This is a genomic window from Acinetobacter sp. ANC 7912, assembly GCF_039862785.1.
GTDB lineage: Bacteria > Pseudomonadota > Gammaproteobacteria > Pseudomonadales > Moraxellaceae > Acinetobacter > Acinetobacter thermotolerans.
This window is the reverse complement of sequence record NZ_CP156795.1, coordinates 1,696,956-1,709,592: the sequence shown is the minus strand read 5'-3', so window position 1 is coordinate 1,709,592 and position 12,637 is coordinate 1,696,956. Positions and strand designations below refer to the sequence as shown.

The 12,637-nt window shown below is 44.1% G+C and carries 11 protein-coding genes; 2 read left to right on the top strand and 9 right to left on the bottom strand.

Annotated features, from left to right (window positions below; genetic code table 11):
- Positions 1–26: 26 nt before the first annotated feature.
- The 4 genes from ABEF84_RS08430 to ABEF84_RS08415 all read right to left on the bottom strand — a co-directional run bounded on the left by ABEF84_RS08430 (position 27) and on the right by ABEF84_RS08415 (position 5,016).
- The gene (locus ABEF84_RS08430) at positions 27–1,055 is read right to left on the bottom strand and encodes an AraC family transcriptional regulator (protein WP_034588270.1); all 1,029 of its coding nucleotides are present in this window, start codon (positions 1,053–1,055) and stop codon (positions 27–29) included.
- A 151-nt stretch (positions 1,056–1,206) separates the two neighbouring features.
- Positions 1,207–1,656: a MaoC family dehydratase gene (locus tag ABEF84_RS08425; RefSeq protein WP_034588266.1), complete on the bottom strand. Its 450-nt coding sequence runs from the start codon at positions 1,654–1,656 to the stop codon at positions 1,207–1,209.
- A 12-nt stretch (positions 1,657–1,668) separates the two neighbouring features.
- Positions 1,669–3,507, bottom strand: coding sequence for an ABC transporter ATP-binding protein (locus tag ABEF84_RS08420; protein ID WP_347473492.1), 1,839 nt, complete (start codon positions 3,505–3,507; stop codon positions 1,669–1,671).
- A gap of 252 nt (positions 3,508–3,759) precedes the next feature.
- Positions 3,760–5,016, bottom strand: a complete 1,257-nt coding sequence (locus ABEF84_RS08415) for a mechanosensitive ion channel family protein (protein ID WP_034588261.1) — start codon at positions 5,014–5,016, stop codon at positions 3,760–3,762.
- A gap of 367 nt (positions 5,017–5,383) precedes the next feature.
- Between ABEF84_RS08415 and ABEF84_RS08410 the strand changes: the two genes are divergently transcribed.
- Positions 5,384–6,163, top strand: a complete 780-nt coding sequence (locus ABEF84_RS08410; protein WP_347473493.1) for a hypothetical protein — start codon at positions 5,384–5,386, stop codon at positions 6,161–6,163.
- A gap of 45 nt (positions 6,164–6,208) precedes the next feature.
- On the opposite strand, the gene ABEF84_RS08405 is transcribed toward ABEF84_RS08410, so the two are convergent.
- The 5 genes from ABEF84_RS08405 to ABEF84_RS08385 all read right to left on the bottom strand — a co-directional run bounded on the left by ABEF84_RS08405 (position 6,209) and on the right by ABEF84_RS08385 (position 11,236).
- Positions 6,209–6,745 carry a DUF2058 domain-containing protein gene (locus ABEF84_RS08405; protein ID WP_347452715.1) on the bottom strand — a complete coding sequence of 179 codons (537 nt, stop codon included), beginning with the start codon at positions 6,743–6,745 and terminating at the stop codon, positions 6,209–6,211.
- A gap of 15 nt (positions 6,746–6,760) precedes the next feature.
- Positions 6,761–7,435 carry a YoaK family protein gene (locus ABEF84_RS08400; RefSeq protein WP_347452714.1) on the bottom strand — a complete coding sequence of 225 codons (675 nt, stop codon included), beginning with the start codon at positions 7,433–7,435 and terminating at the stop codon, positions 6,761–6,763.
- A 45-nt stretch (positions 7,436–7,480) separates the two neighbouring features.
- Entirely contained in the window at positions 7,481–8,677 is a 1,197-nt protein-coding gene (gene sstT, locus ABEF84_RS08395) for a serine/threonine transporter SstT (RefSeq protein ID WP_347452713.1), read from the bottom strand.
- 303 nt (positions 8,678–8,980) lie between these two features.
- Entirely contained in the window at positions 8,981–10,732 is a 1,752-nt protein-coding gene (locus ABEF84_RS08390; RefSeq protein ID WP_347452712.1) for a SulP family inorganic anion transporter, read from the bottom strand.
- 180 nt (positions 10,733–10,912) lie between these two features.
- Entirely contained in the window at positions 10,913–11,236 is a 324-nt protein-coding gene (locus ABEF84_RS08385; RefSeq protein ID WP_347452711.1) for a metalloregulator ArsR/SmtB family transcription factor, read from the bottom strand.
- A gap of 284 nt (positions 11,237–11,520) precedes the next feature.
- Here ABEF84_RS08385 and cysK point away from each other — a divergent pair, with 284 nt between their 5' ends.
- Positions 11,521–12,519, top strand: a complete 999-nt coding sequence (gene cysK, locus ABEF84_RS08380) for a cysteine synthase A (protein WP_347454922.1) — start codon at positions 11,521–11,523, stop codon at positions 12,517–12,519.
- Positions 12,520–12,637: the final 118 nt, after the last annotated feature.

Below are 12,637 nucleotides of genomic sequence, written 5' to 3'. Positions count from 1 at the left end.
CATTCTTTTTCCGTAAAACAAAAGGCTTATAGGTACGGATCTTTACGCCAGTTGCTTGGACTGCGACCACTCCAGCGTTTAAATGCCCGGCTGAAGTTGGCAACATCACTATATCCGAGTTCATCTGCGATCTGTTCCAGGGTGAAATCGGTACGGGATAGCAGGGAAGTTGCATGCCGGTAACGCACTTCATCGACCAGAGTAGAGAAGGATGTTCCTTCTGCAGCCAGCTGGCGTTTCAGGGTGCGATCTGACATATGCAGGCGTTCGGCAACGGCTTCAATACTTAAATAATGCTGCTCTGAATTGGTCAGAATGTCACGTACTCGCATCGCAATCCGGTGCCGTTCACCCAATGCAGACAGTTCAGCTTCACACTGGTTAATCGCAATCTGGCTGGCAATCGGGTCGGCATGTACCAGTTTGTTTGCCATATAGCTTTTATCAAAGCTCAGCAGCAAATGTGGCTGTTCAAAGCGGAACTGGTGATAAGGAAACTTCGCTGTAAAGCGGTCAAAACCTTCCGGTTTTTTAAAGTCGAAATCAACTTCGCCACTTGCATCTTTTACTCCGGTAATTGCTTCTGCCATGCTGATCAGGCCTATCATTAAAGCGATCGAGATTTCCGTGCGTAGTGGTTCCAGTTGAATATCGGTTTGTAACTGGACAGTCGCTTTAGCACCAAAAGTGGAAAAAAACAGCTGCAAGAAAGGTAAGCGTAGCTGAATAAAGCGATTCGCGAGTACCAGCGCTTCGGTAATATTGTTCGCCGTCATGATGGCATAGCCAATAAAGCCATGAATGGAAATGCGCATCTGTGTACCGAGGTGATAACCCAAAGTCGGTTCACCGGTTAGCTTCAGCGCATGTTTGACCATTTCATTGGCCACGGCAGTTGGAATACGGAAATCAGGATCAGCCAGTTGCTCACTGGTCAGATTAAAAGGTTTAAATAGCGACTCATCGTTATAGCCCCAGCGGGAGATAACGTCGAGAAGCAACAGTCCATAGACACCTGGGATGCCTTGGTCCTGGCGTGGAGCAATCGTTTTCATGCGCGATCCGTTGCACTCTGTCAATTTTTTCTATTTATTTGCCCATATTGGCATGAAAAGTTCATTTTTATCAGCAAAATTGTTGGACAAAATGCAGCACCTTGTCCAACGGCTGCTAGCAGATTAGCCCGAAAAGTGGGCAAAAAGCAAACTAAACTATAGAACTATCCCGTTTAAAAACCAGAATATTGGTGGTCGAAGTAAACAACACCATATCATGTTGATTCAGTGCCTGAGTTTCATACCGCACGATGCCACGATCCGGTTTACGTTGCGAAGGTTTGATGTCTGTAATGGTGACGGTGATTCGGATTTCATCATCCGGACGAGTGGGGCAAGGCCAGCGTACGTGTGAGTCTGTACCAATCAGACCATGGGCAATCGGAAAGCATTCACTCCATAAACGCATCACGACTGCTGCAGTATGCCAGCCACTGGCAGCCAGCCCCTTAAATATCGGATGCTTTTGTGCCTGTTGTGCATCAGTATGAAAAGGCTGTGGATCAAATTTTTCAGCAAACTGTAAAATTTCTGCCTTGGTCATCTGATAACGACGGCTTTGAAAAGTATCTCCGACATGCAAATCTTCGAGGTATAACATCGACTATCCTTATTATTTATGTTTTTCCGGTTCTAATAAAAATCCGCCTGTCTGACGCTGCCACAGGTGTGCATAGATACCATTCATGGCCACCAGTTCATCATGCGTGCCTTGCTCAACGATCTTGCCTTGATCCAGTACAATCAGGCGATCCATCTGGGCAATCGTTGAAAGACGATGCGCAATCGCAATCACGGTTTTGCCTTTCATCAAGTCATCCAGACTGCTTTGAATCGCAGCTTCGACTTCCGAGTCCAGTGCACTGGTTGCTTCATCCAGAATTAGAATCGGTGCATCTTTTAGGAATACCCGAGCGATGGCAATACGCTGACGCTGACCGCCAGAGAGTTTTACGCCACGTTCACCCACATAGGCATCGTAACCGCGACGACCACGCAGATCACTGAGCTGCGGAATAAACTCATCTGCCTTGGCCTTGCGCACCGCTTCATACATCTCTTCATCAGCCGCATCCGGGCGGCCATACTTGATGTTCTCAGCAACAGTACGATGTAACAGGGAAGTATCCTGTGTCACCATGGCAATGTTCTTGCGCAGGCTGTCCTGAGTCACATCTTCAATATTTTGCCCATCGATTAAAATACGACCTTGGTCAATAGGATAGAAGTTAAGTAACAGTTGAATCAGAGTCGATTTACCGGCGCCAGAACGTCCAACGATCCCGATTTTTTCACCCGGACGGATAGTCAGGTTTAAGCCATCAATCACGTTCTTGTCGTTATAAGCAAAACAGACATTTTCAAACTTGATTTCACCCTGTTTTAGCATGAGTTCTTTGGCATCCGGCTTGTCCTGAATCTTGATCGGTTTACCGAGTGTACCCATACCATCCTGGATGGTGCCGACATTTTCAAACAGCTGTGAAGTTTGCCACATCATAAATTCGGCGATACTGTTCAGCTTCAATACCATCGCTGTAGTTGCTGCGATAATTCCAAGCTGGGCTTGTCCTTCCATCCAGAGCCAGATGGCCGTACCGAGTACACCGCCGTAGAGCACCACACTGAGCAGCAGAATGCTGATTTCATACTGGGCACCGAGACGCATCTGTTTATATACGGTGACCATAAATTCTTGCATGGATGCTTTGGCGTATTGGCTTTCCCGACCTGCATGTGCAAACAGTTTCACGGTTTGGATATTGGTATAGGCATCGGTCACGCGGCCAGTCATCACAGCACGGGCATCGGCCTGTTCATGGGAAACTTTGCTCAGTCGTGGAATAAAATAACTGGCAGCAATAATAAACAGCACCAGCCAGACCAGTAGTGGCAGCATTAGATAAGGGGAAATAGCACCGAGCACCAAGTTAATGGTGACAAAGTAAATCAGCACATAAGCGACCATATCGCCCAGAATGACCCAGAACTCACGCACAGCTAGCGCTGTCTGCATAACTTTGGCAGACAAACGCCCGGCAAAATCATTATGGAAAAAATCCAGACTTTGTTTCAGTAACAGGTTATGGAACCGCCAGCGCAACCGCATCGGAAAATTACTGAACAGAATTTGATGTTTGATCAAGGACTGGGCACTGGCAAAGAAAATATTGGCCAGCAATATCGCCGTCAGCAGGGTTAAATTACGCGTATGTTCATCTAAAAAAGTTTCCGGCTGGCTGGTACTGAGCCAATTCACCAGATCACCAATACGAGAATACAACAAAGCTTCGAAACTGGCGGCACCGGCGGTACAGAGCACCAGAATCAGCAAATAACGACGTACACCTTTAGCTGCCTGCCAGACAAAGGGAAAGAATTTGGTCGGTAAGGGCTGGTTCAGGTTTTGGGTGGGATAGGGATCCACCAGTCGTTCAAGCCATCGAAACATCTGTGTACTCTTTACTTATGAATTTCGCTTTTCAGGGATTATAATGGATTATAGTTTTTGAAAGCCGATAAAAAGGTGAAATTGCCACAAAAAGATTAACTAAATCAAACTTTAGGTTGCAGAGCCTTTACTTCAAAACGATGAGAATCATTCAGCAGAAAATTAAAAAGTAATGAGCAATGCTTTAGAAAAACGAACAATAAAAAAGCCAGAAACAATGAGTATTTCTGGCTTTGGTCTAGCTATTCAAAATCAGGAAATAATGGGTGAAGCTGGTTTGGAAAATGCTTCTTTTAAATCGCTACCAGATGGTGCCTGATACACTTTCAAGCCAAATTCAGGAATAATCGCCAGTATATGATCCATGATATCGGACTGAATATTTTCATATTCTGCCCAAACGGTCGTGTTGGTAAAAGCATAAATTTCCATGGGCAAGCCTTCACTGGTAGGTTGTAACTGCCGAACCATCAATGAAAAGTTTTTGGCAATGCCTGGATGTTGTCGCAGATAGAACTCCAGATAGGCACGGAACGTTCCCAGATTGGTCAGACGGCGCTGGTTATATTGGGAATGATGCTGCAGTTGCTGGTTAAATTGTTCCAGTTCTTCCTGTTTGGTATTCAGGTATTGATCGAGCAGAATGAAGTTCTTTAACTTGGACTGTTCTTCCTCAGTCATGAAATGCACGCTGCTTTGATCGATATAAATTGAACGTTTGATCCGTCGTGCACCCGCTTCCTGCATCCCACGCCAGTTTTTAAAGGTATCGGTGACCAGTTTGTTGGTCGGAATAGTCGTTACAGTCTTGTCAAAGTTCTGTACGGTCACGGTGTGTAAGGACATATCAATTACATCACCATCAGCATTCAAGGACGGCATTTCAATCCAGTCGCCAATGCGCACCATGTCATAAGAGGAAATCTGTACCGAAGCAACCAGTGACAGGATGGTGTTCTGAAACACCAGCATCAGCACGGCAGCCATGGCACCAAAACCAGCCAGCAGGGTAAACACGTCTTTTTTCAAGAATGTACCCAGAATCATCAAACCACAGACAATAAAAATGACCAGCTTGACCAACTGCAAATAGCCCTTGATCGGCTTGTTCCTTGATTTAGGATTGCGCTGATAAATCAGGTTAAAGATATTCAGTAATTCAGCCAGTGCCAGTGCAATGGTCAGGAAAATAAAAGCTTGTGCACCCATTTGCACAAAAGTCTGAACTTTGTCGGATAAATGAGGCACCGTGGTAATGCCATTCATGATCACGATGGCCGGTACAATATTGGCAATGCGGCGAATGACACTATGCTGGGCAAAAATCGCATTATTGGCAAAAGGCAGTTTGGAAATCAGTTTTCGTATGCCACGCACCACCACTTGTTTGGCAAACAGGTTGGCAATAAATGCCAGTGCAATCACAATGCTTAAAGAGGACAGCATTTCCAGCCAAGGGTATTGGTCTGCCCAATCTTGAAGGTTTTGAATAAAATGAAACTGTTCCAATAAACTTTCCTTAAATGCAAAAAATTTTATGCAGTTTAAAGGTTTAGTGTCTATTTATTAAGCTTGGGTAACGTTTTAAAACATATCTAGGGCAGTACGGCATTTTTATGCTTAAAAAATTTTCTTAGAAAATACAACAAAAACAGATAGCAGGCTTAATTGGCATCTTATTAAACTTTCTTCCTCTAGCGTTCAGTTGTAAAGATAACTGATCCGCATGCTCACTATTGTATAGCAGTAAAGAAATTCATCATGTCAGACAAACAGTAAGCTTTGTCGGTAATTCATAGTAGCTCAGCTACGATCGGGTTATGCTGAAATGAGTAATAGAGGATTACCCTGATCTAAAAATAATAAGGGGCGAATCATGAAAAAACAGTGTGTAGTTGTTGGTCTAGCCTTGGCGTTGTGTGGCTGCGGTGATGGCAGTGATGATATTTTTAGCGGTGTCGATGGTTCATCTTCAAGCCGCCTGACAGGCGTTTACTCTGGCAGTTTTACAGATGAAAATCTCAGTCAACGTTCGGTACTAGGCATCATTGAAAAAAACAGCAATTTCTGGCTATTGTATTCTCCCTCTGGTTCTTCCGGTTATGCAGGCGTGATGCGTGGCCGCTTTTCTTTATCTAGCAATAATTTTAATGCCAATGGAATACGCAATTATAATTTTGACCTTAACACTACCTCTACGGCCGTCTTGAATGGCAGCTATACAGCTGAGCGAAATCTGCAAGGCAACGTTAACAATTCCATCAATCAGCCTTTTAACCTGATTTATAACTCTGAACTAAGCCAAGATCATACAGGCATCTCCAGTCTGGTTGGACGTTATAGCGGTTTAACGACTACTTTGCTCAATAGTGTAACGACCACAGTAAATATTGATAGCAGTGGTGTGATTTCGGGTATTGTGGGTGAACAGGAGAAATGTGCTTTTGCTGGAAGGGTGAGTTCAGAAAATAATGCACCATATTACAAGATTCATCTCGTCTTTACCGGTTCTGCAGGGACGAACTGCCTGATTGGTGAACAGGAAGTCGATGGTATTCTGTTAAATCAGATTGAAAGCCAGTCCATTTATATTGTGACTGAAAATAGCAACCAGCAGGATGCAGCACTCTTTATTGGACGTAAATTGGCAGATTGATAAGCTAGAACAAGCTCCCAATTTGGGAGCTTGTTCTTTTACTGATTACCACATCAGGTCATCAGGAATTACATACGCTGCGTATGGATCTTCTTCATCGGTGGTCTGTTCATTCTTCTCGGAATTATCTACGATAATGAAACCTTCCATCTTGGCATTGATACGTTCTGCCAGTGCTTTAGGCAGATAAGTATAGCTGTCATTTTCACGGGCAATCACCAGACTGCCAGCTACTAATGCATTATAAATTTGCTGGTTGATATAGACCTTTTTTATTTTGTTATTGTCAATAAACTGGTAGGAAATTTCACCGTCGGTGTCACGGATTTTATGCTGGTTGATCATTTGCATGATTGCAGCTTTTAATTCTTTTTCCTGCAAAGCAGCTTTTTTCTGCTGTTCAATGGCCTGGTCTTTGGCTAATTTTTCCTGTTTAGCCTTTTCAATTTGTGCCTTGATTTCAGCTTCGCTGCTTTCGCCGGTACGTTTTTCGTGTACAGCCTGTTTAGACAGTTTTTTCGCTTTTTTATTATCGACCAGACCGGCTTTTAACAATTGTGCCTGTAGTGCATTTTTAACCATAACTATTTCCAAAAATTAATGCTGTGAGCGTCGATAACGTAAATAGATGACCCAGTAAATCAGACTTAAAGAAAGGCTGAGAATGGCTGGGATCAGGAATGAGTTTAATTTTAAAGAAGGATAAATCGCGCTGGCAAGAATACCGCCAATTAAAAATCCGATCAGGATCAGCAAATGCAGAATGGTGCGACGTGATTCCACCGCCAGTCCACGCAAGCGGTAACCCAGTGCCAGTCCGAGGTCAGTCAGTACGCCGGACAAGTGGGTGGTGCGGATAATGGTGCCTTTATAGTGGCTGACCATGGCATTCTGAATACCCATAGCGGTACAAGCCCAAAGCAGGCCATAACGTGGAAAATAAGGCAGCAAAATCCAGCACAGTAGAATGAAAAAAGCCACCAGGCTGAGCGGATAACCATAACGGCGGCCCAGTTGAAAGTGGCTATTTCCCAAAATTAAACCGCTATACATTGAGCCAATCACATAACAGGTCGTTACCAGCACCAGATACACAATATGCTGCGGCTCCCAGTTTACCAAAGCCATGGCCAGCATACTGACATTGCCGGTCATATGGGAGACAGATTGGTGCAGCACGGTAATCAGACCGAGCACATTAATCATACCGGCATTCACGGCAAGGAAAAATGCACCCAGTTGTATCCAGATGGGTAAACGTTGTAATGGCATGATAACTCAACATCTAATAAAAAATATTGAAGAATCAATATTGTATCATTTAGAAGCGTGATCTACAGCAGTTGTAAACAAAACATCCGTTGATGAATTAAGTGCGGTTTCAGTGGAATCTTGTAGAACACTGATGACCATACCAATCGCCACGACTTGCATGGCGATATCGGAAGAGATCCCGAACAGGCCACAAGCGACCGGAATCAGTAATAGTGAACCGCCAGCTACGCCAGAAGCACCACAGGCAGACACAGTCGCCACCACAGACAGGATAATCATGGTAGTGAAATCAACATTGATCCCTAATGTATTCACAGCAGCAAGAGACAGTACGGTAATGGTCACAGAAGCACCAGCCATGTTAATGGCAGCACCTAAAGGAATTGCGACACTTGAAGTCGATTCAGATACGCCCAGACGTTTTGCTAGATCCATGTTCACTGGAATATTAGCGGCAGAACTACGGGTAAAAAATGCAGTGATGCCACTTTCACGTAAGCAGGTAAATACCAGTGGATATGGGTTTTTGCGAGTCACTAGAGCAACCAGTAGCGGGTTAATCACCAAGGCTACAAACGCCATGGTACCCAGTAATACCGCTAATAAGTGGCCATAACTTTCCAGCGTTTCCAGACCTGCTTCAGCAAATGTCACCGCCACCAGACCAAAAATACCGACTGGGGCAAAGCTGATTACTAAACGAATCACGTAGTTAATAGCGTTTGCAGCATCATTCAGCACAGTTTTGGTGGTTTCTGAAGCATGACGGAAGGCAATACCGAGCGCGACTGACCACGCCAGAATACCAATAAAGTTCGCTTCAGAAATTGCAACAACCGGATTCGACACAAAGCTCAGCAACAGGTTTTTCAGGATTTCAGCCAGGCTACCTGGTGGCTGTAAGTCACCTTGTGCGGCAATATCCAGGAATAAAGTGCTAGGGAAAACAACACTTGCTACGACTGCACTAAAGGCAGCCAGAAACATACCAACCGCGTATAAGAGCATGATTGGACGCATGCGAGAGTCGCCCTGACCAACTTTAAAGTTGGCAATAGAGGCCAGAACCAGAATAAATACCAAAACTGGAGCGACGGATTTCAGCGCTTTAATGAACAGGTCGCCAAGCAGGCTTAAGTATGGTGCAAAATCAGGAAAAATCAGTGCAACACCGATACCGAGAATGATAGCGATGATGATTCGGGAGACTAAACTCATACGCGAAAGGGCAGAGAACATAAGGTTGCCTTGTGTAAATTACGAGGGCGAAATGCGGAAAAAATTTGTATTATTTTATACTTAAAATACAAACGGCTTAAATATTAATTTAAAGTTAAATATAAGTTTATGAAAATAAATACTAATTATTAAAAACTTAAGAAAAATGAAGTTCTTTTTTTCATCAAGGACAGCTAAATAATGCCCATTTTGTTTAAAAAATAACAGGCAGTATTTTTTTGGAAAATGGAATAATAAAAGAGATTAATTCCCATGATATTGGATGAATCATGAAAATTGGTCTCTTTAAAAATGGATGACGGATTAGATGGAATAATCTTTACTGTAGTCGCTGAAAATTTCCGGAGATAATTCACGAATCGCCTGATAATGAGTCAGATAGATATGACCACTTAGATGTTTCATCAGTTTGGAATTTTGCAATTTATCCATGACTGGGCCTTTAACTTCGGCTAAATGTAAACGGATTTTCAGTTTCGACAACTCGGTATTGATATCTTCCAGCATTTCCAATGCGCTCAGGTCGATTCCACTGATACTGGAGCAATTGATAATCACATGCTCTAAATGTTGTTTGTCACTGACGGCATTAATCAGGAAGCCTTTAAAAGCATTGGCATTTAAAAACGTTAGATTTTCATCAATGCGTAAAGACAGCACACGATCTGACGTTAAAACCTGATGGCGCTGTACATTCCGGAAATGTTGAGTGCCTTCCAGTAAGCCAACTACCGCGATATGCGGACGACTGATGCGCCAAAGCATCAAGGCAAAGGTCGAGATAATGCCGATAATAAGACCGGTAGTAATATCTATAAATACCACGCCAAAGAAAGTGACCCACATGGCGATGCCATCAGCTCTGGAATAACGCCAGGCATCCATAAACGGTTGGAAATCCACCAGACGCCAGATAGAGACAATAATCGTTGCCGCCAGAATGGTCAGCGGCAGGTCTTCAAAGAAACCAGTAAAGAACAGGCTGACCACGATAATCAGCAGGGAAGACAGCACACCTGCCATTGGGGTACGCGCACCGGCATCGGCATTCACCACGGTCCGCGACAGACTGCCGGTCACTGGAAAGGCTGAACTGATCCCAGCACTGATGTTGGCAATACCTAACGCTATTAGCTCCTGATTGCTGTTGAGCTGGCTTCGTTGTTGCAGCGCCGTCGCTTGAGCAATCGAGAGAGACTCGACAAAACTGATCATGGCAATCATGGTCGCACCGGGCAACAACGTCATCACCAGCTCCCAGTTCCAGTGCGGGAAACTCAGGGGTGGGAAACCGGAAGGAATTGCACCAACTGTTTTAATGCCTTCAGCCTGCAGGTTTAAATACACTGCAGCAATAATACCTAAAGCCACCAGTATTAAAGGTACGGAGCGAACCACATAGTCAGTCGAACCAACACGACTTTGTACGGCTTGGGATTTTAGAATTTTGGGTAGATAAACTAACAGAGCAATTGAAACCAGGCCCAAAACCAGACTTGGCCAGTGCATCAGGTGTATATATTCAAGGATGCTGAGAAAGAATTCCTGCAGATTATCGGCTTTTAGCGGAACATTGACCAGAAATTTGAACTGTCCAATCGCAATCAATAGCGCAGAAGCAATGATAAAGCTGTTAATCACCGGATGGCTGATCAGCTGAATCAGGAAACCAAAACGGCAAAGTCCAAGTAACAGGGAAATGATGCCGACCATCAAAGCCAGCAAAGTCGCTGCTTCGATATAAACCGGAGAGCCAACTTCGAATAAGGGATTCAGGGTTGCAAAGGTCATCATGGAAATGATCGCGACCGGTCCAATCGATAGCGTGCTACTGCTGCCAAATAAGGCATACAGGATCATTGGCAGGATGCTGGCATACAGACCCATGATTGGCGGCAAACCAGCAAGCATGGCATAGGCCATACCTTGTGGTACCAGCATCGCGACGACGATGAGTGAAGCCAGCACATCAGACTTGAATTTGACCGGACTGTAATGACTTAACCAGGCCCAGGCTGGGAGCAATGACAGCAGTTTGGGCTTCGAATTGGACATAAAAAAGTCTAAATCACAAATTTAGATATATTATGCACAATTTGTGCTAAGAAATCTTGAGAGGATCGAAGCCCATCATCGCTTATTGGCAGAAAAACAAGCGATTTCATACTCAGCTAAAGCAAGTTATGGGGAACTAACCTAATTTTGAGAAAACTTTAGCTGAGAGGATTTATATCTCTATGCAAGGGATTCGTTTTGAGTGCAATACAGCTGATATAAAGTTTTTAAGATCACGATCAGGTTCTGGTCTTTAATTGAATAAAAAATTTGCTTGCCATCGCGGCGGGTGCTGACCACATCACTTTTACGTAACATCATCAGCTGTTGGGACAGCGTCGGTTGCTGGATCTTGGTGAGATGTTCAATCTGGGAGACGTTTAGCTCAGCTTGAGAAAGGTGACATAAAATGATGAGACGATCAGTGTTTGCAAGCGATTTGAGGATGCCTACCACCTGATCAGCTGAATCACGCATGGTGGTGATTTCAAGATCGGTATTCATTCAGAATGTCCATAGAGATTTAAATACAGCGCGAGAGATTATAAAGCCCTGAAAGCCTTATAAATCGTTAAGTACAACTTATTTCTATGGTTTTTTATGAATTTAAATATCAAGAAAAATTATATGTTTTCTTTGTAGTAATCAGTTATTTTTATTGCATATGAACGACTTATCCAATAGCGGATTTGCCATAATAGAATGCAAATTCCATTGTCATCTACAAAATTTCAAAATGCTTGTATGATGATAGTGCAATTCAAACATATAACATCAGGGACATACGAATGAGTACAGATTCAGCATTTCCTACTCCCAGCAATCTTGGGATAGCGGTTTACAGTAACAATGCAGAAGCGATTGGCAACACCCCGCTGGTACGTATTAATCGTGCAATTCAAGGCGGGGCGACTGTACTCGCAAAAGTTGAAAGCCGTAACCCGGCATTTTCAGTAAAATGCCGTATCGGTGCAGCACTGGTGGCTGATGCAGAAAAATCAGGCAAACTCAAACCAGGCATGCATATTGTTGAACCAACTAGTGGTAATACCGGTATTGCACTGGCATTTGTTGCTGCAGCAAAAGGTTATCCATTAACGCTGACCATGCCAGCCAGCATGAGTATCGAACGCCGTAAAGTCGTGAAAGCGTTTGGCGCCAACCTGATTCTGACTGAACCAGCAAAAGGCATGAAAGGTGCGGTAGATGAAGCGGTACGTCTGGTGACTGAAGAGCCAGAAAAATACTTCCTGCCACAACAGTTTGAAAACCCAGCCAACCCGAAAATCCACGAAGAAACTACTGGCCCGGAAATCTGGGAAGCAACTGGCGGTAAAGTTGACATTCTGGTCGCTGGTGTAGGTACAGGCGGCACCATTTCTGGTATTTCACGTTACTTCGAAAAAGTACGTAACCAGCCAATCTACTCAGTCGCTGTTGAGCCAGCAGAATCACCAATTATTGGCCAGGCGAAACGCGGTGAAACACTGACTCCTGGACCACACAAAATCCAGGGCATCGGTGCAAACTTCATTCCGGGTAACCTGGATCTCGACCTGGTTGATGAAGTGATCGCCATCGAAAGTGGTGAAGCGGTTGAATGGGCCCGTAAAACTGCAGCTCAGGAAGGTATCCTGGTTGGTATCTCAAGTGGTGCGGCAATGGCAGCTGCAGCGAAACTTGCGGCTCGTCCAGAAAATGCAGGTAAAAACATCGTGGTGATCCTGCCAGACGGTGGTGAACGCTACCTGTCTTCTGTGCTGTTTGAAGACATTTCTGCGGAATAATTTTTAGCAATTATTCAGTAGCACAGCAAAAAGCCCGGATCAATGATTCGGGCTTTTTCTTTGTTAAATACTTGACCTTACAACTATGGGAAGGTTTAAGCTATAAGCCAGATTCAAA